The sequence below is a fragment of the Maricaulis virginensis genome, from assembly GCF_027922185.1.
Taxonomy (GTDB): Bacteria; Pseudomonadota; Alphaproteobacteria; order Caulobacterales; family Maricaulaceae; genus Maricaulis; species Maricaulis virginensis.
In genome coordinates, this window is the sequence record NZ_BSFE01000002.1 from 503498 (window position 1) to 524847 (window position 21350).

The 21350-nt window shown below is 65.9% G+C and carries 22 protein-coding genes; 11 read left to right on the top strand and 11 right to left on the bottom strand.

Annotation, left to right across the window (positions count from 1 at the left end; genetic code table 11):
* Positions 1–57: 57 nt before the first annotated feature.
* From PKE71_RS05910 to PKE71_RS05920, 3 genes are all read right to left on the bottom strand, one after another.
* The gene (locus PKE71_RS05910; protein ID WP_271186038.1) at positions 58–210 is read right to left on the bottom strand and encodes a hypothetical protein; all 153 of its coding nucleotides are present in this window, start codon (positions 208–210) and stop codon (positions 58–60) included.
* Positions 211–253: 43 nt separating this feature from the next.
* Positions 254–415, bottom strand: coding sequence for a hypothetical protein (locus PKE71_RS05915; protein ID WP_271186039.1), 162 nt, complete (start codon positions 413–415; stop codon positions 254–256).
* 136 nt (positions 416–551) lie between these two features.
* Positions 552–2177: a phosphoenolpyruvate carboxykinase gene (locus tag PKE71_RS05920; protein WP_271186040.1), complete on the bottom strand. Its 1626-nt coding sequence runs from the start codon at positions 2175–2177 to the stop codon at positions 552–554.
* A 377-nt stretch (positions 2178–2554) separates the two neighbouring features.
* On the opposite strand from PKE71_RS05920, the gene PKE71_RS05925 reads away from it, so the two are divergent.
* Complete coding sequence (locus PKE71_RS05925) at positions 2555–3586, top strand: DUF2891 domain-containing protein (RefSeq protein ID WP_271186041.1); 1032 nt, start codon at positions 2555–2557, stop codon at positions 3584–3586.
* Positions 3587–3588: 2 nt separating this feature from the next.
* On the opposite strand, the gene PKE71_RS05930 is transcribed toward PKE71_RS05925, so the two are convergent.
* Complete coding sequence (locus PKE71_RS05930; RefSeq protein WP_271186042.1) at positions 3589–4533, bottom strand: pirin family protein; 945 nt, start codon at positions 4531–4533, stop codon at positions 3589–3591.
* A 101-nt stretch (positions 4534–4634) separates the two neighbouring features.
* On the opposite strand from PKE71_RS05930, the gene PKE71_RS05935 reads away from it, so the two are divergent.
* Positions 4635–6047 (top strand): M20/M25/M40 family metallo-hydrolase, encoded by a 1413-nt coding sequence (locus PKE71_RS05935; protein ID WP_271186043.1) that lies wholly within the window; start codon positions 4635–4637, stop codon positions 6045–6047.
* A gap of 64 nt (positions 6048–6111) precedes the next feature.
* On the opposite strand, the gene PKE71_RS05940 is transcribed toward PKE71_RS05935, so the two are convergent.
* From PKE71_RS05940 to PKE71_RS05955, 4 genes are all read right to left on the bottom strand, one after another.
* Positions 6112–6783 carry a glutathione S-transferase gene (locus PKE71_RS05940; protein ID WP_271186044.1) on the bottom strand — a complete coding sequence of 224 codons (672 nt, stop codon included), beginning with the start codon at positions 6781–6783 and terminating at the stop codon, positions 6112–6114.
* A gap of 71 nt (positions 6784–6854) precedes the next feature.
* The gene (locus PKE71_RS05945) at positions 6855–7181 is read right to left on the bottom strand and encodes a hypothetical protein (protein ID WP_271186045.1); all 327 of its coding nucleotides are present in this window, start codon (positions 7179–7181) and stop codon (positions 6855–6857) included.
* A 138-nt stretch (positions 7182–7319) separates the two neighbouring features.
* Positions 7320–8108, bottom strand: coding sequence for a hypothetical protein (locus PKE71_RS05950; protein WP_271186046.1), 789 nt, complete (start codon positions 8106–8108; stop codon positions 7320–7322).
* 53 nt (positions 8109–8161) lie between these two features.
* On the bottom strand, positions 8162–9106 hold the full coding sequence (locus PKE71_RS05955; RefSeq protein ID WP_271186047.1) for an ABC transporter permease subunit: 945 nt from the start codon (positions 9104–9106) through the stop codon (positions 8162–8164).
* Positions 9107–9289: 183 nt separating this feature from the next.
* On the opposite strand from PKE71_RS05955, the gene PKE71_RS05960 reads away from it, so the two are divergent.
* Complete coding sequence (locus PKE71_RS05960; RefSeq protein WP_271186048.1) at positions 9290–11047, top strand: amidase; 1758 nt, start codon at positions 9290–9292, stop codon at positions 11045–11047.
* A gap of 24 nt (positions 11048–11071) precedes the next feature.
* Positions 11072–11701 carry a glutathione S-transferase family protein gene (locus tag PKE71_RS05965; protein WP_271186049.1) on the top strand — a complete coding sequence of 210 codons (630 nt, stop codon included), beginning with the start codon at positions 11072–11074 and terminating at the stop codon, positions 11699–11701.
* Positions 11702–11714: 13 nt separating this feature from the next.
* Here the strand turns inward: PKE71_RS05965 and PKE71_RS05970 are convergent, their stop codons facing one another.
* Positions 11715–13787: a S9 family peptidase gene (locus PKE71_RS05970; RefSeq protein ID WP_271186050.1), complete on the bottom strand. Its 2073-nt coding sequence runs from the start codon at positions 13785–13787 to the stop codon at positions 11715–11717.
* Positions 13788–14060: 273 nt separating this feature from the next.
* On the opposite strand from PKE71_RS05970, the gene PKE71_RS05975 reads away from it, so the two are divergent.
* From PKE71_RS05975 to PKE71_RS05990, 4 genes are all read left to right on the top strand, one after another.
* On the top strand, positions 14061–16610 hold the full coding sequence (locus PKE71_RS05975) for a TonB-dependent receptor (RefSeq protein WP_271186051.1): 2550 nt from the start codon (positions 14061–14063) through the stop codon (positions 16608–16610).
* A gap of 212 nt (positions 16611–16822) precedes the next feature.
* Entirely contained in the window at positions 16823–17872 is a 1050-nt protein-coding gene (locus PKE71_RS05980; RefSeq protein WP_271186052.1) for a hypothetical protein, read from the top strand.
* Between the two features lie 3 nt (positions 17873–17875).
* The gene (locus PKE71_RS05985; protein WP_271186053.1) at positions 17876–18457 is read left to right on the top strand and encodes a hypothetical protein; all 582 of its coding nucleotides are present in this window, start codon (positions 17876–17878) and stop codon (positions 18455–18457) included.
* A 9-nt stretch (positions 18458–18466) separates the two neighbouring features.
* Entirely contained in the window at positions 18467–18832 is a 366-nt protein-coding gene (locus tag PKE71_RS05990; protein WP_271186054.1) for an MmcQ/YjbR family DNA-binding protein, read from the top strand.
* Positions 18833–18840: 8 nt separating this feature from the next.
* Here PKE71_RS05990 and PKE71_RS05995 read toward each other — a convergent pair whose 3' ends face one another.
* Positions 18841–19314 (bottom strand): CC0125/CC1285 family lipoprotein, encoded by a 474-nt coding sequence (locus tag PKE71_RS05995; RefSeq protein ID WP_271186055.1) that lies wholly within the window; start codon positions 19312–19314, stop codon positions 18841–18843.
* 176 nt (positions 19315–19490) lie between these two features.
* On the opposite strand from PKE71_RS05995, the gene PKE71_RS06000 reads away from it, so the two are divergent.
* Entirely contained in the window at positions 19491–19925 is a 435-nt protein-coding gene (locus PKE71_RS06000; RefSeq protein WP_271186056.1) for a hypothetical protein, read from the top strand.
* A gap of 76 nt (positions 19926–20001) precedes the next feature.
* Here the strand turns inward: PKE71_RS06000 and PKE71_RS06005 are convergent, their stop codons facing one another.
* The gene (locus PKE71_RS06005; RefSeq protein ID WP_271186057.1) at positions 20002–20274 is read right to left on the bottom strand and encodes a hypothetical protein; all 273 of its coding nucleotides are present in this window, start codon (positions 20272–20274) and stop codon (positions 20002–20004) included.
* A 222-nt stretch (positions 20275–20496) separates the two neighbouring features.
* Here PKE71_RS06005 and PKE71_RS06010 point away from each other — a divergent pair, with 222 nt between their 5' ends.
* Positions 20497–20829: a DUF883 family protein gene (locus PKE71_RS06010; RefSeq protein ID WP_271186058.1), complete on the top strand. Its 333-nt coding sequence runs from the start codon at positions 20497–20499 to the stop codon at positions 20827–20829.
* Between the two features lie 20 nt (positions 20830–20849).
* Complete coding sequence (locus PKE71_RS06015; RefSeq protein ID WP_271186059.1) at positions 20850–21248, top strand: hypothetical protein; 399 nt, start codon at positions 20850–20852, stop codon at positions 21246–21248.
* Positions 21249–21350: the final 102 nt, after the last annotated feature.

Below are 21350 nucleotides of genomic sequence, written 5' to 3' on the forward strand. Positions count from 1 at the left end.
AAAAACCCGCTCGCCGGGCCGGGGAGCGGGTTCGGTGTGTTGCGGTTTTCTGGTCCGCTAACGCACGCCGGCCGCCCCCCGTGTCCAGGAGGTGGTCATAATGGTGGTCGTGGTGGTACCGAGGCCGCCGGGCATGGCGCCGCCGCGACCGGACAGACCGGTGACGGTCTGGGTCTGAAGGCCGGCGATGTTCATGGCGTCGAGCGTCATGACGGGTCCATCCCTGCGGCAGCGGTGTGCTGCGCTTGCGAAGTCATCCTAGGAAGGCGCATTTGCGCTGGCGGGTCAAACAAATTTTGCGCCAGAAGTGTTTTTTTTCACCGGACTGACGCAATTTTTTGGCTGAAACCTGGTGCGCCAGTCTTGGCGAAATCTGGAACAAAATTTCCGCATCGACGATTTTGCGAAAGATCATCCTGAAAATTCCGGGTCTGGGTGCCGGAATGTGAAAATCATAAATCCGCAGGCCCGTGTCGGTTGTTCCTGTTTTCGGACACAAAAAGACCCCGGCCGCCGGCAGCCGGGGTCCTTCAATCTGGATGGCGGCAGACCTATTCGGCCGCGGTTTCCAGCGTCTTTTCACGCGCCGGCAGCTTGGGTGCGGCGGCGCGGACATAGGCCGCCACATTGTCCTCGAACTTGGTGAAATTCTCGACGAACATGGTCACCAGCCTGGCGGCCTGGGCGTCGTAGGCGGCCGGGTCGGACCAGGTCGAACGCGGGTCGAGGATGCTGTCATCCACACCGGGAACCGCGATCGGCACCATGAAGCCGAACAGCTTGTCCTCGCGGAAGGCGGCATTGTTCAGCGAGCCGTCCAGCGCGGCATTGAGCAGGCCGCGCGTCGCCCTGATCGGCATGCGGTGGCCGGTGCCGTAGGCGCCGCCGGTCCAGCCGGTATTGACCAGCCAGCAGTCGACATCGTGTTCGGCGATCAGCTCGCGCAGCAGGGCGCCGTAATCGGCCGGGTGGCGCGGCATGAAGGGCGCGCCGAAACAGGCGGAGAACGTCGCGGTCGGCTCGGTGACGCCCTTTTCGGTGCCGGCCACCTTGGCCGTATAACCGGACAGGAAGTGATACATCGCCTGGGCCGGGGTCAGCTTGGCAATCGGCGGCAGTACGCCGAAAGCATCGCAGGTCAGCATGACCAGGTTTTTCGGATGACCGCAGCGGCCGGTCGCCGAGGCGTTCGGGATGGCGTGCATCGGATAGGCGCCGCGGCTGTTCTCGGCCAGGCTGTCATCGTCCAGATCGAGCCGGCGCGTTTCCGGATCCATCACGACGTTTTCCAGCACCGTGCCCCACATCTTCGTGGTGGCGTGGATCTCCGGCTCGGCCTCGGCCGACAGGCGGATCATCTTGGCGTAGCAGCCGCCCTCGAAATTGAAGAGGCCGTTCTCCGACCAGCCGTGCTCGTCATCGCCGATCAGCGTGCGGCTGGCATCGGCCGACAGCGTGGTCTTGCCGGTGCCGGACAGGCCGAAGAAGATCGCGGCATCGTCCTGGCTGCCGACATTCACCGAGCAGTGCATCGGCATGATCTTCTTCTTCGGCAGCAGGTAGTTGAGGATGGTGAAGACCGATTTCTTGGTCTCGCCGGCGTAGGACGTGCCACCGATCAGCACCAGCTTGCGCGCGAAATCGACGGCGATCACCGTTTCCGAGCGGCAGCCGTGACGTGCGGGATCGGCCTGGAAGCTGGGCAGGTTGACGATGGTGAACTCGGCCTCGAACCCGTCCAGTTCGGCCGGCTCGGGGCGGCGCAGCAGGTGGCGGATGAAGAGGGAGTGCCAGGCCAGCTCGTTGACGACGCGCACCGGCAGGCGGTGATCAAGGTCGGCGCCGCCGAAGAGTTGCTGGACGAAGACGTCCTTGCCGTCCATGTGCGCCTTGAAGTCCTGCCACAGCGTGTCGAACTGTTCGGGCGTGATCGACGCATTGGTCTCCCACCAGACCTGGTTCTCGGTCTCCGCATCGCGGACCGTGAACTTGTCCTTGGCGGAGCGGCCGGTATGGGCGCCGGTCTTCACGACCAGCGGACCGCCCTCGGCGACTTCACCCTCGCCACGGCGCACAGCCTCCTCATAGAGGCGGGCCTCGTTCCAGTTCAGATTGACGCGGCCGGCATTGACGCCAAGGGCTTTGAGCCCGCCATCGCGCGTTTCGGAATTCGACATGTTTCCTGCTTCCCCAGTGTGGTCAGTCTGCCCGCACCTTGTTGTCCGGCCCGTCCCGGATTCGGGGCGGATGCCGGTGAGCCACTCACCTGTTTGCGGGCGCTTGTGTGAAACGGGACTGTTCGCGCACCCTGTTATCGTCGATCCCGGGAGCAAGACGCTTGCCACACGGGTCGAACGGTTTTGGTATTCCGGCGGTAGCAGATCGTCCGGGGGCAGAAAAGCCCTTCGGGCACGCCGGAAATTGAAAGTGAAGGACGGGGATCGAAATGGTATCGCAAACACTTCTGACATGTGCCGCAATTGCTTCGGTTTTTTCTGCCTCGTCTGTTTTTGCACAGGAACCGGCCGAGCCGTCCGAGCGCAATGTCCGCTTCATGCAACTGGCACTGGATTGCGTGCAGCGCGAATATCCCAACAAGATCTCGCATGTGCTGCAGTCCGGCGAGGACGCGCTGACGCCGCGGGAACTCTATCCGGCTTTCTATGGCTGTTATGACTGGCATTCGGCGGTCCACGGCCACTGGCTGCTGGTCCGGCTGTTGCGCGAGGCCGGAGACGGCGAGCTGGCCGACCGCGCGACAGCGGCACTCGATGCCAATCTGACGCCCGGGAATATTGCCGGCGAAGTGGCCTATTTCCAGGGCGAGGGGCGCGGCTCGTTCGAACGCCCCTATGGTCTGGCCTGGCTGCTGCAGCTTGGTCTGGAGCTGCGCGAATGGGACGATCCGCGGGCCGAGCGCTGGCTGGCCGCGCTTGAGCCGCTCGAGACGGCGGTGGCCGACCGCTACAAGGCCTGGCTGCCCAACCTGCTCTATCCGATCCGGATCGGCACGCACAACCAGTCCGCCTTCGGCTTTGCCCTCGCGCTGGACTGGGCGCGGGCGACCGGCGATGCCGGGCTGGAGCGGCTGATCGTCGACAAGGCGCGAGAGTTTCACATCGGGGACCGCGACTGCCCGATCGCCTATGAACCGTCCGGCGAGGATTTCCTGTCCCCATGCCTGATGGAGGCCGATCTCATGCGGCGGGTGATGCCGCAGGCCGAGTTCGCGAACTGGCTGGGCAGTTTCCTGCCGGGTATCCCCGAGGACGGATCCGCCGACTGGCTGGAACCCGGACGGGTTGTCGATCCGACCGATGGCAAGCTGGTCCACCTGGACGGCGTGAACCTGTCGCGCGCCTGGAACCTGGAGGCCATCGCCCGCGCCCTGCCGCAGGGCGACCCGCGTATCGCAGCCCTGCGGGCCAGCGCGCAGCGCCATGGCGAGGCCGGTATCGCCTCGGTGACGGGCGAGGATTATGCCGGCGGACACTGGCTCGCGAGTTTTGCGACCTATTATGTCACGGGCCGGGCGCTCGACGCACCGGAATGGCGCGCCGTGCCGTCCGCCGGCGAGGATGGCTGAGATCAGCTGGTCGGGCTGTCCGGGGTCGGTTTGACCGGCTCTTCGGGCTTGATGTCATCAGGCAGGGGGATGTGTTCCTGTTCGTCCGGCGGCAGGATGAAACGTCCTCCGGCCGGGAAACCGGCTTCCGCCGCCGCGACCCAGTCACGCTTGGCGGTGTCGATATCGCCTTCCTTGCTGGCGACGAAATTCCAGTAGATGTGCCGCTCGCCCAGGGGGGCGCCGCCGCAGATCATGATGCGGCTGGGCAATTGCGCGCCGAGTTCCGGCGCGGTGCCCGGTTCGATCACGGCCATTTCGCCAGGCTCAAGCGCCTGACCGTCGATCGTGACGGCGCCTTCCACGAGATAGACCGCCACGTCGTCATGCTCGAGATTGAGCTTGGTCGAGGCGCCCGCCCGCAATTCGCCGTGCAGGTAGACGATGGGCGAGAACACCTCGACGGGCGACCGGTGCCCCCACGCCGTGCCGAGGATCAGCCGGAAATCGCCACCATCGCGCTCGAAGCGCGGCAGGGTTTCGGCCTTGTGGTGATGGAAGGCCGGCTCGATCCCTTCCTTGTCCGAGGGCAGGGCCACCCAGGTCTGGATGCCGTAGAGGCGGTGCCCGGCAGCCCGTTCCTCATCCGGGGTGCGTTCGGAATGCACCACGCCGCGGCCGGCCGTCATCCAGTTCACATCGCCGGGGCGGATGGTCAGGTCGACGCCGAGACTGTCCCTGTGCTGCATCGCGCCGTCGAACAGATAGGTCACGGTTGCCAGGGCGATATGCGGGTGCGGGCGCACATCGATGCCCTGGCCCGGAGCGAATTCGGCCGGGCCCATCTGGTCGAAGAAGATGAAGGGCCCCACCATGCGGCGGCGCGCATAGGGCAGGACGCGGCGGACTTCAAACCCGCCCAGGTCGCGTGTGCGGCCCTGAATGGTCCGTTCGATCTTGTTGTCCATCGTTTCGCTCCCATCTGTTGGTAACGGCTTTCACAGCCCCGGCCCTTGCGCCGGGGGCAAAGCGTTTCATAGTGACGCACCGAATGTGTGGGGAGGTAAGGATGAAAGCAATTGTCGCCCTTGGAATGACCATGTTTCTCACGGCGGAAACAATCGGTCAGGAGCGCCAGGACATTTCACCGGAAGCGGCCGCGACAGCACGCACGCTGATGGAAACCGCGCTCGAAAGCGATCTGGCCTATGACATTGTCGAGTCGCTGACGACGGAAATCGGACCGCGCCTGGCAGGATCCGAAGCCGAGGAGCGGGCCCGCGCCTGGGGGGCGGCGCTGGGTCAGGAGCTGGGTTTCGACCGCGTCGAGGTCGAAGGATTCACCATGCCCTTCTGGGATCGCGACAGCCTGTCCATCACCATGACCGCTCCCTACGAGATGGAGCTCCACGGTACGGCGCTCGGCGGTTCCGGTTCCGGCTCCGTTCAGTCGGAGATCGTGTATTTCCGCACCGTCGACGATCTTGTAGCGGCCGAAGACGGTTCGCTGGAAGGCCGTATCGCCTTCATCGACGGCGACATCATGGTGCGCAGCCAGGTCGGCGCCGGCTACGGCCCGGCCAATCAGCGCCGCCGCATCGGCTGGCAGCATGCCGAGCGCGCCGGCGCTTCGGCCCTGGTCGTCCGCTCGGTCGGCTCGGACAGCCACCGTTTCCCGCACACCGGCATGATGAGCGATCTCGACGGGAGCTGGGCCGATATCCCGGTGATCGCCGTCTCCAATCCCGATGCCGATCATCTGCGCCGCCTCCACAACAACGGCGAGGCCATCAGCCTGACGGTGAATTCCGTTGCCGGCTGGCACGGTGAAGTGACCAGCGGCAATGTGGTGCTGGACATTGTCGGGCGTGAAAACCCGGAAGAGATCGTGCTGATCGGCGGTCACCTCGACAGCTGGGACCTGGGGACCGGCGCGGTCGACGACGGGGCCGGTGTCGCGATCACCGTTGCGGCCGCCAAGCTGATCGCCGACCTGCCGCAGCGGCCGCGCCGCACGATCCGCGTGGTGATGTTCGGAGCCGAGGAAGTCGGTCTGCTGGGCGCGCGCGCCTATGCCGAGCAGCACGCCGATGAAGTCGCCAATCATGTGCTGGCAACCGAATCCGATTTCGGCGCCCGGACCATCTGGCGCCTGTCCTCGAATGTCTCGGAGGCCGGCACGCCGGTGATCGACGAGGTGGGCCGGGTTATCGCACCGCTGGGGATCATTCGCGGCGGCTCGAACGAGCCCGGCGGCGGTCCGGATATCATCCCGCTGGCCATGCTGGGCGTGCCGACCGTACGCCTGGAGCAGAATGGCGAGGACTATTTCGACCTGCACCACACGCCGGACGATACGCTGGACAAGATCGATCCGGACGAGCTGGCCCAGAATGTCGCGGCCTATGCCGCTCTGGTTTACCTGGCGGCGGAGACGGATGCCGACTTCCGCGAGACGCCGGACGGCACGGCAAGCCAGTAGAGGCCGACTGCAGACAGTCTGACAGGGAAGAGGCGGGAGCGTGGCTCCCGCCTTTTTCATGACATCAGCGCCCGACGATCCCGTATTCGCCGCCGCGTTCGAGCGCCCGCACATAGGCGGGGCGGTTGTGGATGCGTTCCAGCCAGGCCTGGATCGCCGGATAGGCCTTGCCGATACCGCCGCGCGCCGCTGCCGCTTCCAGCGGAAAGCTCATCTGGATGTCGGCGGCGGAGAAGGCATCGCCGGCAAACCAGTCGCGTCCGGACAGTTCGGTTTCGATATAGCCGAAGATGTTGTCGATCTCGGGCTGGACGAAGCCGTCATTGAGCCGGCTCACGATCGAGCGCGCGACCGGCTTGGCAAAGAAGGGCATCCTGGCCTTGGCGATCTGGTCGACCACCAGCTTCACCAGCAGCGGCGGCATGGCCGAGCCTTCGGCGAAGTGCAGCCAGTAGACATAGCGCCGGTGATCGTCGCTGCCGGCTTGCGGCTTGAGGGCGGCACCGTAGGTGTCGACCAGATACTCGGTAATCGCGCCGGACTCGGCAATGACGTGGTCGCCATCGGAAATCACCGGAGACTTGCCCAGCGGGTGAACCTCCTTGAGCGCCGCCGGCGCGCGCATGGTCTGCGGATCGCGCTCATATTTGCGGATTTCATAGGTCTGCCCGATTTCTTCAAGCAGCCAGAGAATGCGCTGGGAGCGCGAATTGTTGAGGTGGTGCACCGTGATCATGGCTATCGTCCCGCGGGTTTCGTCACTTCCTGCGAAGATAGGGCGCCTGTGCGGTGCGGCAATGCAAAACCTTAATCGAGCAGCGGCTCGATGGCATCGCCCGTCGGCGGCTGCCAGTCGGGCAGGGAAAGGCCGGTATCGAGACCGGCATGGCGGAGCCGGTGCTGCAACTCGTCAGCCAGCGCGCGGTCGCCGCCGGCAAGATCGAGAATTGTGAAGAAGGTCAGGCTCGCCACATGGCCGACATGGGTGTGGCCGTGATCGGCGAGTGTGAAGGCCAGTTCCGCAAGCTGCGGCTGGCGGGCGCAGAAGGTGAGCATGTCGCGGTCGAGCAGGCGGCGCGCCTCACGGTCCAGAGCGCGTGTTCCGGTCGCGTTGCGGGCGGGCTGAATGGACATGGCGAGCCCCATCTCTAGCGCATCGTTTCAGTTTCGATACCAGATATTGTGGTGCGCGTCGCGAGTCGGGGAAATGCATATCCTATGCATCCCGGTCCGGGGGTGTGGAAAACCTGGTCAGGGACAGGAGAGGCGGCGCTAGATATCCAGCCAGTAGGCGCGAACGCCGAGCTGCTGGAAAATCTCGCTCCAATAGGCCTGCAGCTCGCCGCGCTGCTCGGCTTCCCACGTCTCGCGCGGGATCAGGCGGATTTCCAGCTCGGTGCCGCGCAGGCTGTCGCCATAGGTCTCGCGGATGATATCCGCGACGGCGCGGGCCGGAGGAACGCGCTGTTCGAAACGGCCCCGGCGGCGGCCATAGACCGAGAAAACGTCCGAATTCTGCAGCATGTCGGAGACGAGCACGATGCGCCGTTGCGGCACGGTCCGGTCGAAAGCCGGATCCTGGCCGAGCCGGGCGAGCGCTTCGATGATCGGGCTGGACGGGGCGTCCTTGGGCAGGACGAGGTCGGCCAGCGCCCGCTGCAGCGGTTCGGCGAACAGCGCATTGTAGCGGGCCTGCACGCGTTCGGGATTGCGGTAGAGCGGATTGACCTGCTCGCCCGCGCCCGGATTGCACAGGGAGAAGCGGTTGGTGTTGCGAAGCTCGCCGCTTTCGTTGAGCTCGTAGAGCGAGAAGCGTTCACCGACCGCCAGAGCGTTGCGCTCGCCCAGGATCACATCGCCGATCGCGTCGGCCTGGGCGGTGGAATAAAGATCGGTCTTGTCGATCACGACAACACGGTGCGGCGGCGTCCCGTCAACCAGGCACAGTGTCTGGCTGTCATACTCGGCCGGCTTCAGAACGAAGGCGGCATAGCTGATGGCGCCGACAACGCCGGCGATGATGATCAGGTTGAAAAGCCCGATGAGATCGCGTCCGGACATGCCCCCTCCCGTCGCAGGTCGAACCGGTGCAGCCCCGCACCGGCCCGTCTGTCTTAACGCCGGTGGCCCGGTCCGGCCAGATCCTGGCAGATTTCATCCAGCAGCGCCTTGGCCTCGACCAGCTCTTCCAGCTCGGGAGCCGAGAGCTTTTTCGCGTCCTTCCAGCCTGTTTCCAGAGCCTTCTCGAGATCGCGCGAAGCTGCATCCAGCCGGCGGCTGACCCCGCCATAACCGGGGATGGCATCGTCGAACGTGCGGCCCTTGTAGGCCGCGATGGCGGCGAAGGTGGAGCCCAGGATGAAGAGCAGCAGGGCTTCCAGGGTCTGCAGGTTGAACGGGTTGGCCCGCGCATCCAGAACCGGCGTCAGCACAGTGCCCGTGGTCTCGGCGCCGCCCAGGGCGAGCGTGGCCGCATTCAGTTCCAGCAGGTCGCGGAAATGGGCCGCAGTGAGGTTCAGCAGGCCCAGCGCGGCAACCGTGACGCCGACACCGACTGCGGCGAGCGCGGCGATGACCGGCTTGTTGCGGTTCGACATGTGACGCAGGCCGATGAAGCCGATCAGGAAGAAGGCCGCGATCACATTGGTGAAGGAGACCGTGATGGCCTGCAGCCAGCCGCCCAGCAGGCCGAGGTCCGAGCCCTTCGAGAAGAAATAGGCATTCGCCAGCCCCTCGAACAGCACCAGGGTTGCCAGTACCGAGAAGTGCAGGATGTGGGATTTGGGATAGACCGCCGCCCGGTCGATCGGCTTCACGGCCGGACGGGCCTCGTCGGCCTTGCCGTCCTCGGCCGGGTCGTTGATCGCACCGCCCCATGTGCGGCGGAACTTCAGGAGATCGGCGTGACGGGCGCGGGCAATGGCCCGGGCACGCGAAAGCTGGATCATGGCGGCCGGTGCGCGGGTCTCGCGCATCTCGGTCGCTTCGGTCGAATAGTCCTGGGTACTGCCGAAATCGCTTCGGTCGAGCACGGTGTTTTCCATCTGGTCTAAGGGCATGGCCTCCCCCCGGTTGGCGCGCGCCGCATTGGCGTTCACACCATGGTTAACCGCCAATTGTGAGCCGAAATGGGGCGGAATGCGGCGATTTGTGGGTCGGCCGGTCTTTCTCTGCCGCTTGTGTATTGAATTCCGGAGGGTTGGCGCCCACGCTCTTCGTTACAGAATCCGGGGAGGGGAGCAATGTCTGACAAGGTTTCGACGCGGCGCGAGCTGCTCAAGGGGGGAGCGGTGGCTGTCATTGCCGCCGGGGCGGCCGGCCCTGCACTGGCGCGCCAGGACGCGGCGCCCGCCGCGGCGGCGGATGCTGCTGCACCGGCCGTTTCAACCGATACGCTGCATTGCGCCGAGGCGCTGTTCGATATCCGCTATACGGACGCCGAGCGTGAGCAGGTGCTTGCCGGTCTCGATGACTGGATTGCACGAACCTCGCAGCAGCGCGCGGTGGAAAAGCCGAACACGCTGGCGCCGTCCTGCATGTTCGATCCGCGTCTGCCGGGTGTGGCCTACCGGTCCCAGCCAAACGCGGTCAGCCTGTCCGGGCATGGGGCCGGGCCATTGCCGGGCAATGATGCCGATATCGCCTTCGCACCGGTCTGGCAGCAGGCCGGGTGGATACGCTCCGGGGCCCTGTCCGCGCGCCGGCTGACCGAGATCTATCTCGACCGGATCGCGCAGTATAACGGCACGCTGCACTGTTTCGTCACCGTGACGCCGGAAATCGCCCGCGCCGAGGCCGATCAGTGCGATCGCGCGCTGGCAGAGGGGCGCCTTCTGGGGCCGCTGCACGGCATTCCCTACGGCATGAAGGACATCATCGATGTAGCCGGTGTGGCGGCGACCTGGGGGGCCACGCCCTATCGCGAGCGTGTCGCCGGACAGGATGCCCGTATCGCCGTGATGTTGCGCGAGGCGGGGGCCGTCCTGCTGGGCAAGACGACCAATGGTGCGCTGGCCTATGGCGACCGCTGGTTCGGCGGGCAGACCCGCAATCCCTGGAACCCGCAGGAGGGCTCGTCCGGCTCCAGTGCCGGATCGGCCTCGGCGACGGCGGCCGGACTGGTCGCTTTCGGTATCGGCACGGAAACGCTCGGCTCGATCGTGTCGCCCTCGCATCGATGCGGCACGACGGGGCTGCGCCCGTCCTTCGGCCGGGTGTCGCGTTCCGGCGCCATGGCGTTGTGCTGGTCGCTCGACAAGATCGGACCGATTGCGCGCTCCGTGGAAGATACCGCGCTGATCCTGTCGGCGATCAACGGCGCGGATCCGCTGGATCCCGGCTCGCTGGAGGCCGGGTTCGAGGCGGATGCCGGGCGCGATGTGCGCGGTATGCGGGTCGGGTGGAATCCGGCCTGGTTCGAAAACGGCACCGATGCCGACCGGGCTGCGCTGCAGGCCGCACGCGATGCGGGTGTCGAGCTTGTCGAATTCTCGCTGCCGGACCGGCCCTATGACGCGCTGCTGGCGAGCGTCGAGGTGGAGTCGGCTGCGGCCTTCGAGCACCTCACCCTGGACAACAGCGATGACAGCCTGGTCTGGCAGGCGCCGCAGGCCTGGCCCAATACCTGGCGGCGGGCCCGTTTCATCTCGGCCGTCGACTATGTGAATATCGACCGTTTCCGGCGTCAGGTGATGCAGGACGTGCATGCGGCCTTCGACGGGCTGGACGCGGTGATCGGTCCGAACTTTGCCGGCGGAATGCTGCTGATCACCAACTATACCGGACACCCGCAGCTCGCCTTCCGCTCCGGCTACTCCCGGCAGCGCACCCGGACGATTTTCGGCGGGGCGCAGGAGGATGCCGGCGAGGCCGAGTTCCGCGTGCCCCAGGCCACCAGCCTGTGGGCGCCCCTCTTCGAGGAAGGCAATATCATTGCGCTGGGGCGTGCGATCGAGGCGCGGCTGGGTGTCGCGACCGAACGCCCGTCCGGGTTTGCGTAGTCAGCTGGCAGTCAGGATAAGCCGATGAAATTCTACGATTATCGCGCGGCGCCCAGTCCGCGCCGTGCTCGCATCTTCATGGCCGAGAAGGGCATCGAGATCGAAACCGAACAGGTCGATCTGGGGGTGAAGGCCCAGTTCGAGCCAGCCTACCGGGCCGTCAATCCGCGCTGCACGGTCCCGGCCCTCGTCCTCGATGACGGCACGGTGCTCAGCGACAATACCTCGATCGCGCGCTATCTGGAGGAAGTCTTTCCCGATCCGCCGCTGCTGGGCACGACACCGGTCGAGAAGGCGCTGGTGGCAGAATGGATGTCGCGGGCCGAGGGCGAGGGGCTGCTCGGCGTCGCCGAGGCGCTGCGCAACCGCTCCGAATTCTTCAAGGATTCCTCGATCACCGGACCGGACCGCTATGCCCAGGTGCCCGAACTGGTCGAGCGCGGCCGGGCCCGCGCCGAAGCTTTCTTCCAGGTGCTGGACGCGCGTCTGGCGGAGGCGCCCTATCTGGCCGGCGAGCGCTTCAGCGCTGCCGATATCGCAGCCTTTGTGTTCGTGGACTTTGCCGGCTGGATCAAGCTGAAGCCGGCCGACACGCTGACCCATCTCGCCCAGTGGCGGGCCACGGTCGGCGCCCGGCCAAGCAGCGAGGCCTGACCGGGCTGCCGGGTCAGTCGTTCGCAGCCTCCGGCTCTGACCCGCCGGCCTGTGCCGCCGGATCGTACTCCTCGAACCAGCGCAGGATTTCCGCGACCTTGGTGAGCAGGCGGCTGGGCCGCGAGTTCGAGATGCCGTGATAGCTGTCGGGGATCACAACCAGCCGGGTCGGAACGCCGTTGAGGTGGAGGGCGGAATAGTATTGCTCTGTCTCCGCCCGCGGCGTGCGCAGGTCCGCGCCGCCGACCATCATCAGCGTCGGGGTCTCGACATTGCCGACAAGCGACAGCGGCGAGCGGCGCCAGTATTCCTCCGGATCCTCCCAGGGCGCGCTGGCGAACCAGTAGCGGTAGAAGAATTGCGGCAGGTCGGAATAGAGCACGAAGCTGGTCCAGTTGATCACCGGCTTCACGACGGCCGCCGCTGCGAAACGGTCGGTATTGCCGATGATCCAGGCCGTCAGCACGCCGCCGCCCGAACCGCCGGTCACGAAGAGCCGGTCCTCGTCGATGAAGCCGCGGCCGATCATGTGGTCCACCGCGCCCATCAGGTCGTCATAGTCATGGCCGGGATAGTCGTGGTGGATCAGGTTGGCGAAGTCGTAGCCATAGCTCGTTGAGCCGCGCGGATTGGTGTAGACGACGACATAGCCCGCCGCCGCCATCAGCCGCAGCTCGGCCGAGAAGGTCGGACCGTACGCGGAGAAGGGGCCGCCATGGATTTCCAGGATCATCGGCCATTCGCGTGCCGGGTCGAAACCGGGCGGGTAGAGCACCCATCCCTCGATATCGAGACCGTCATGCGGGGAGGCCCAGTGGATCTCCTCGGCCGGGGCGAGATCGATCTCCGCGAGGACATCTTCGTTGAGTGAAGTGAGCACGCGCGTATCACCTAGCGGTGACATAAGGATGACGTCCGGGGGACGTATGGATGACCCGACTGTCGCGGCCACATGCCCATTCATCGACACCGAGAAACTGCCGCCGGTATAGGGGCGGCCGAAGGTCGGCGGTGTGAGGTCGTCCAGACCGATCTCGATATGGCCCTCCAGATTGGTCCGCGCAAGACGGGTCTGGCCGGAATCGTCGTACAGGAAATAGATCATGCGGCCGTCGGCGCTCCATTGCGGCGCCGAGACCGACCGGTCGAGCTCTGCAGTCACTGAACGCGGCCCGGTTCCGTCCGGACCGGCGACGTATAGCTCGACATTGTGATAGCCCATCCGGTGATCGTCATAGCCCAGCCAGGCCAGCTGCGTGCCGTCGGGCGAGGGGCGCGGCGTGGTGTCCGGACCGGTGCGTCCGGTCAGCGTCTCGATCTCGCCGGTGGCCAGGTCGATCCGGTGCAGTTCACTGTCCGGGGCGAGGGCGCCATTGTCGGGGCGGCGGTCGGCGGAGAAATAGAGCGCGCGGCCATCGGCCGACCAGGCGAAATCGCCGCCGGCGCCGGCTTCGTCATCGGTCAGCTGCCGCGGCTCGCCGCCGGCCAGATCGATGACGAAGAGCTGCTGACGGCCCATGGGCAGTTCGCCGGCCCCATCGAAACGGAAGGAGAGGCGTTCCTCGACCTGCGCGCCGGCTGCCCAGTCCATGTCTTCGGTGCGTTCGGGCAGGTCTGCGGCGGCAGGGCCTGCAGCGGGCCGGAAGGCGGCCCAGGCCAGCTGTGTGCCGTCCGGCGACCAGGCCAGGCCGGACTGACCGGCAGGGAGTGTCGTCAGGGTGCGCGAGGCGCCGTCAGCGAGTGTCAGGACTTCCAGCGTCGTGGTCTCGTCGTGCGTGCGGACATAGGCCAGCTGCGCGCCGTCCGGCGACCAGCGCGGACTGCCGGTCTCGCCTTCGCCGGGCAGGAGCTGGCGGTGACCGCTGCCATCGGCGCCGACGATCCAGATCTCGCTGCGGGTGCGGTCGGTGGCGATGTCATTGCTGCGGCGGACATAGGCGACCATACCGCCATCCGGAGCGATCTGCGGGTCGGCGGCGGCTTCCAGGCGGAACACGTCTTCCTGGGACAGCGGCCGGATGGCCTGGGCAGAGGCGGGAAGGGTGATGGCCATGAGGGCCAGAACACAGCTTGTCGTCTTGATCACGCGCAGTCTCCTCGAATACCCGGCCATCTAAGCCCGCCTTCGAGGCGCCAGCAATGGCGCTGCTGCGGGTTGTGATGTGACAGTCCTGCAACATGGCGGTGGAAAACCGACACGCAAAGCGTCCTGCCGGTCTGCAGGCGGCCTTCGCGCCTTTTCAGCCCGGGCCGACCCGGTATATCGAGAAGTGTTCGGAGAAGAACCGGACGGCGTCGGCTCGTCCGCGTTCAAAACAAAACGGCGGCAATGACCGCCGATACGGGAGGTAGTTAAAGCATGTCACTCACCAAGCGCACGATTCTGTTCGCCGCCGCCTCGGCGGCTGCGCTGACGGCCGGTCACGCCGCGGCCCAGAATGAAGGCCGCACGGTCGACGTCATCACCGTCACGGCCCAGAAACGCGAAGAAGGCATCCAGGACGTTCCGGTCGCCGTTACGGCCTACAGCGAGGAACTCCTCTCCAACGCCGGCGTTCGCGACCTGAAAGACCTCGCCGTTATCGCGCCGGGCCTGAACGTCACCTCGACCTCGAACGAGTTCCAGACGACCGCCCGCATCCGCGGCATCGGTACCGTGGGTGACAATCCCGGTCTGGAATCCTCCGTCGGTGTCGTCATCAACGGCGTGCCGCGCGCCCGTAACGGTGTCGGCTTCGGCGATCTCGGCGAGATCGAGCGGATCGAAGTGCTGCGCGGCCCGCAGGGTACGCTGTTCGGCGCCAACACCTCTGCCGGTATCATCAACGTCGTCACCAAGCGTCCGGAATACGAGTTCGGCGCCCATGCCGAAGCCACCCTGTCCGGCGGCGAAGCCGATGGCTGGGGCGTTGCCGGCGGCATGACCGGCGGCCTCTCCGAGAATGTGGCCGGCCGCATCTATGTTGCCCGCCGCGCGCGTGACGGCTTCCAGTCGGTCGAGACCTTCAACGGTCCGCGCAGCGAGACCGAGGATGCCAACCAGGATTTCTACACGATCAACGGCCAGCTCCTGTTCGACATCTCCGACGATGTGAACCTGCTGCTCAGCGCCGACTATACCGACCGTGACGAGGATTGCTGCGTCGGTGCGGCGATCGTTTCCGGTCCGACGGCCGGCATCATCAATGCCCTGCAGCCGGGCGGCCGCCCGCTGCCGGGTCAGGAAGATCCGTTCAGCCGCGTCGTCCAGGCGAACCGCACCACGCTGCAGCAGATCGAGGACTATGGTTTCTCCGGCGAGCTGAACTGGGCGTTCGAGAATTTCGATCTGACCGTGATCGCCTCCGACCGCTCCTTCGGCATCACCAGTGGCCAGGACGTCGATTTCACCGGCGCCGACATCGTCTACCGCCTGCCGGAAGACAATACGGTCGACGTCGATGTGACGACCTTCGAGGCGCGTCTGTCCGGTGCGACCGAGAATTTCGACTGGATGGTCGGCACCTATTTCTCCGACGAGACCCTGGAACGCCGCGACAGCATCGTCGTCGGCGCGGCCTTCGAGCCCTTCCTGTCGCTGCTGGCCTCCGGCGGTGCTTCGGCAACGACGGTGGCTGACCTCGCCAATGGCGTGGCCGCTGTTTCGGCCGCGTTCGGCAACCCGGTCCCGGGATTCACTCCGCTGGCCCCGGGCCAGGCCATTCCGGCCGGCGCCTGGAATTCCGGCGGCGACTATTACAACCAGGAAGCCGAGGCCCTGTCCTTCTTCACCCACAATACGTGGCACATGACGGACGCGACGGACCTGACCTTCGGCCTGCGCTACACCTCGACCGAGAAGACGGCGACGTTCGACTGGAGCGACAGCGACAGCCCGGCCTGTGCGGTCTGGGAACATGCTTTCGGTCCGGCCCTCGACTTTGCTTCGCCGGGCAACCAGGCCCTGCTGGGTGCGCTGTCCGGTGCGACCGGCCTGCCGGGGGCGACGCTGGCCCAGTTCGGCACCTTCTCCTGCCTGCCGCAGAGCCGCGACGTCTATTCCATGATCGACCACACACAGTCGCTCGAGGAAGAGGAAATGTCCGGCCTGCTCTCGCTGTCGCACCGCTTCAACGAAGACCTGCTGATGTACGGCACGTATTCGCGCGGCTACAAGGCGGGCGGTTTCAACCTCGACCGCTTCACCCAGGCCGGCAGCGATCCGGTTAACTTCGAAGCCGTCATTGCCAATCCGGAACTCTATCCGGCCTCCTTCGACGCGGAGACGGTCGACAGCTTCGAAATCGGTATCAAGACCGAGTGGGCCAATGACAGCGTGCTGGCCAACTTCTACCTGTTCTCCTCCGAGTTCGAGAACTACCAGCTGAACACGTTCAACGGTATCGGCTTCTTCGTGACGTCGATCCCGGGCGCCCAGACCCAGGGTGCCGAGCTGGAACTCATGTGGCTGCCGCGCGAGATCGACGGTCTGACCCTGCAGGGCGGTGTCACCTATGCCGACGCCACCTATGACGAGTTCCCGGCCACCGGTACGCCGGATGTCGACCGTCTGTCGGGCCAGAACTTCTCGCTCGCTCCGGAATGGTATGCCTCCGGCGCGATCACCTATGAAGGCACGTTCGAGAACGGCATGGGCTGGCTGGCCCACCTCGACGGCCGCTGGATGTCGGAGCAGAACACCGGTTCCGACCTCGACCCGGAAAAGATCCAGGACGGTTATGCCCTGTTCAACGCCCGTGTCGGTATCGGCGCGGTCGACGACAGCTGGAACCTGGAACTGTGGAGCCAGAACATCACCGACGAGGACTACATCCAGGTCGGCTTCGATGCGCCGTTCCAGTCCGGTTCCTTCAACGCCTTCCTGGGCCGTCCGCGGACCTATGGCGTGACCCTGCGCGTCCGCCGCTAACAGGCTGCGCAATCCGGACAGGGGAGGGCCGCAGCCGGTGCTGCGGCCCTCTTCTTTTTCGCCGCTGCGTTTGTGCGTTGCGGCAATCGAGTGTCCAATCTGGGGTTTGCCCACTGGAGATGCCGAATTTTTAATGGTAATTCCGGTGCAGGCTTGCCCTGAAACCGCCGATATCTGTCGGTTGTATGCTCCGCGGGACGGTTTTTCACGCAATGACGAATTTCGCCACGACACCGAGACAGCGCCGGATCCTCCTCGGAGCGATCGCCGGGCTGGTCGCCGTGTCGGCCCTCGCAATGAGCGTCGGTCCGTTTTCGATCCGCGCGCTCGAGGACCGGCTGACGGCCAATGCAGAGCAGGCGTTGAGCCTGCGTGGACATGACTGGGCGTCGGTCCGTTTCGACGGGCAGCGCGCGATCGTGACCGGCGCTGCGCCCAGCGGCACCGCGCGCGACGATGCCCTGGCCACTGTCATGGCCTCGACCTGGTCGGGCGGCCGCGTCGCCGGCGGCGTGACAGCCATCACCGACGAGACGGTCGAGGCGCGTCTGCGGCATGGATTCGTTTTCCGCGCCGACATGGCGGTCAATGGCCGGGTGCTGATTCGCGGCGATGCCACCGATGCTGCGGCCCGCGCCGCCATTGCATCCTTCGCCGAAACAACCTTTGCCAATGGTGCGGATACCGATCTCACCCTGGTTCCGGGCGGCGGTGCCGCGCCGGACTGGGAGGCCGCAGCCAGGCGCCTGCTCGGCCAGCTGGCCCGGCTCGATCGCGGCGCAATCGTGCTGCAGTCGGAAACCGGTGCCCTGGTCGGCGAGGCGGCCAATCCGCAGATCGCCCAATCGGTCGCCTCGGCGCTGTCCGGCATGCCCGAACCCTATGAAGCCGCCTGGATCGTCATGCCTGCGGGCGCGCCGGCCGTCAGCCGCATAGCCGATGTCAACGGGTGCGCAGCAATCGTGCGCGCGGCCCAGGGTACGGAGAATCTGCGCTTCGACCGGGCCGGTGCGGCGCCGAGCCCGCTGACGGTCGTTGCGCTGCGCCGTGTGGCGCGCGCCTTTGCCGCCTGTCCCGCCGATGCGGTCCTGACGGTCGGCGTGCTGCGCGAAGCCGTGCAGGCCGGCCTGGACCAGGCGCGTATGGCCGAGGTGAGCCGGCTGGTCGATGCCGGCGGGGCCGAGACCCCGCGCATTTCCGTCGAACTGGTCCAGGACCAGGATGCGGCGATATCATTCACCATCTCGACGAATGAGGACTGACGCATGTTCTGGCTGATCTGGCAAATGGGTGTTCTGCTGGTGATCTTCTCCGGACTGGGCCTCCTGGTGGGCTATCTGGTCTGGAGCGGCGATGCGCGCAGCATCGATGCCGACAAGGCCCAGGCCGACAATGCCCGCCTGCGTCAGGAGAACGAGAATCTCGCCCGCCGTCTCGGCGAGGCGTCGGCCCGCAGCGCACCGTCTGCCGAGGCCGCGCCCCAGGTCGCACCGGCGGCTCCCGCAACACCTGAGGTGTCCCAGCCTGAGCCTGCCGCCCAAGCTGCGCCCAGGCCGAAGGCCAAAGCCAAGCCGGCAGACGCATCCAAGCCGGTTGTCTCGAAGCCGGCAGACGCTGCCGAGAAGCCGGCAAAGGCGGAGGCCGCGTCCGGCGAGGATGATCTCACCCGGATCAAGGGGCTGGGCCCCAAGGCTGAAGCGGCCCTCAAGGCCGGCGGCATCACGACCTTCGCCCAGATCGCCGCCTGGAGCGAAACCGATGTGGATGTCTGGGATGACCGCATCAATGGCCGAGGCCGGATCGAGCGCGACAGCTGGGTCAGCCAGGCGCGCGATCTTGCCGGCTGACATCCGGCCATGACCGAAGACGAATTCAACGCCTGTTGCGCTTCACTGCCTGCCACCACGCATGTGGTGCAGTGGGGCGATGCCAATGTCTGGAAAGTGGGCGGCAAGGTGTTCGCCATCGGCGGCTGGGGCCAGCGGGATTATCCGGGCATCACCTTCAAGGTCACACCGCTTTCCTTCGAAATCCTGCAGGAACAGCCCGGCCTGCGCCCGGCGCCCTATCTCGCCTCACGCGGGATGAGCTGGATCCAGCATTATGATACGCCCGGTCTGCCGGACAGCGATCTTGAGGCCTATATCGCCAAGTCGCACGAGCTGGTCGCGTCCGGCCTGAGCAAGAAGAAGCAGCGCGAGCTGGGCCTTCTGGCGGAGTAGGCGCGCGGCTAGCGCGGTGCGAAGTCCAGGATGGCGCGGGCATCATAGGCCTGCGGATCCTGCGGGCGCTCGCCGGACCGCACGACGATTTCCAGCATCACTTCCTTTTCGCCGGCGCTGCCGTCAAAGCGCAGCCCGATGCCGACGCCGGAGGCGCGGAAACCGCCGGATCCCCAGGTCTGGCCGACCGAGCCGCCGACACCGACGGGATCGCGGTCATTGCCGTCGCGGGCGCGTCCGACCACGAGGAACCAGTCGCCGCCATCGCGCAGGGTGATCTCGGCCGCCCGGCGCAGGGCATAGTCTTCGGCCAGCTGGAAGGAGGCGTCGCTGCCGGCGGCAAAGCGGATGCGGTAGCGGTCCTGTTCGATGCGCATTTCCGAATAACCGCGATCGCCGCCGGCCATCGGCTGATAGGCGGTCGGTGTCGAGGCGCAGGCCGTCACGGATGCAAGCGCAATCAGGCAGATGAGGGAGCGCATGTCGGATAACCTCGCTTTGCTGTGTCCGGTCTTCACTGTGGCACATCCAGGCTGACGCTGCGATGAACCGGATGCGTGTTCGCGCAGCGCGGATTGCCGAGTGGTTGTGCAACCTGTAGATATTCAGGGCGGGAATTCCCCCGTAAATGGAAAAGGCGCTGACGATGAAACGACACATGATTGTGAGTGCAAGCCTTGCTGCGGCGCTGTTCGCCGGGCCGGCCATGGCGGACGACCATACCGGTGACGTCACACTGGAATTGCAGTCTATCTCGGCCATGAACCAGACAGGCCAGCCGGACCCGTCCCGCGACGCCGATTGCCAGTCCACCTATGGCGACTGGATCGGCCAGAGCGTCACCACCGAATACCGCATCGATCCGCAATCGATGATGATGTCGGCGAACTCGACGGTCCAGGGAACGGCGGTCGACCTGTTCCCGCTGGGGATCCAGGGCATCTACGCCTTCATGTCCGACGGTGTGCCGGCGGCCCTGGAGGAGCAGCATGTCTTCCGGGTGATGTTCCAGATCTCGATGGGCTATGACCATCCCGAATCGCGCGTCATGACCACGCTCGACGACACCACCAACTGCCTGATCGAAAGCTAGACCGGTCCGGCTGCCACATCTGGGCGGGCGGTGCCAGGCCGCCCGCTTCTGTTCTGATTTGCGGGGCATGGCGGTCTCACCGGATGAGATAGCGGCCCAGGGAACCGGGCACGGCATGTCCGATCCGGTTGAGCGTGCCGTCCAGCCACTTCCAGCTCTGCCGACGCTCGCGTACCCAGCGCCGGAACCCCGAGTCGGCTGGTATCAGGATCGCAGCGCCAACCCCGGCCAGCAGGATGCCGGCGGGAAGCGGCGTGATTGCGAGCACGCTGCCAAGCCCGATCAGCGCATAACCGGCCGCGCGCTTGGCGGGGCGGCGGGCTGTCCTGAATATGCGCTTCATCGGCATGGGCGGCTCCCGGAGGCGCCGGCTCGACACGCGGGGAGGCGGTACACAGCCGGCCAACTGCAAGGACAACGTGTGAAACCGGGCAAGTGTTCCGCTTGGCTCTGTCCGTTTGCGACCGGGGAGCGGCGATCTGCATGAATGCGCGGAATGATGGAACGATTGCCCGTGGCAGGTGTTGCAAAGGGGAACCCGAACCGGAAACCAGCCGAAGGAGCATGCAACATGCCGACGAAGACCGAGGCCAAGATCGCGGCGGGCCAGCAGAATGCCAAGGATGCGGCCCAGTCCGTGGATTCCGATATCGACGAACTGCGCAATGACCTCAAGGCGCTGCGCGGCGATTTGTCGAAACTGCTTTCGGATACGGGCAGCTACGCCTCCGCCAAGTCGCGCGAGGGTATCGAGCGCTCGAAGGAATGGTCCGATCGCGCCCAGCAAGGCGTCGACGAGGCGCGCACCACGGTCGAGGACAAGGTGCGCGAGAACCCGCTGGCCGCCATCGGTATCGCGATGGGCGTCGGCGCGCTCCTCTCCTACGTGTCGTCGCGGCGCTAGGGCAGCACGAGGATCGCGTCATGGAAAAGGCCAAGCTCAGATTGCTGGCCGCTGTGGGCGGCGCCCTGTTCGGCTTTGCCGGGGCGCTGTCCATGGCCTATGCGCTGGTCGTCGTGCTGACGCCGGTCCTCGGACTGGCCTGGGCGACGGTGAGCGTCGGGGCTGTGTTGATCGGCCTGTCCTGCCTGTGTCTCTACTTCTTCCTTTTGCCCTACAAGCCGGCAGAGGCCGAAGCGCAACAGGCCGAAAGCCTGGCGGCGGAAACCCTGGCGGATCTGCCGTTCGACACGGTCCAGCACATCGTCAAGAAGCACCCGCTCAGCGCCGTCGCGATCGCGCTCGCCGCCGGCTATGTCGTGGCCCGGGATCCGGAAAACGCCTCCCGGGGCGTGCAGCGTGTCATCGCCGGTTTGCTCTGAACGGCCGCGATTTCTATCTAGTCGTCAGGCCTTGCCGCGATTTCGCCGCCAGCCGGCGCCAGAATCGCGCGATCAGGGCATGACAGGGCCGCTTGTTCGCGG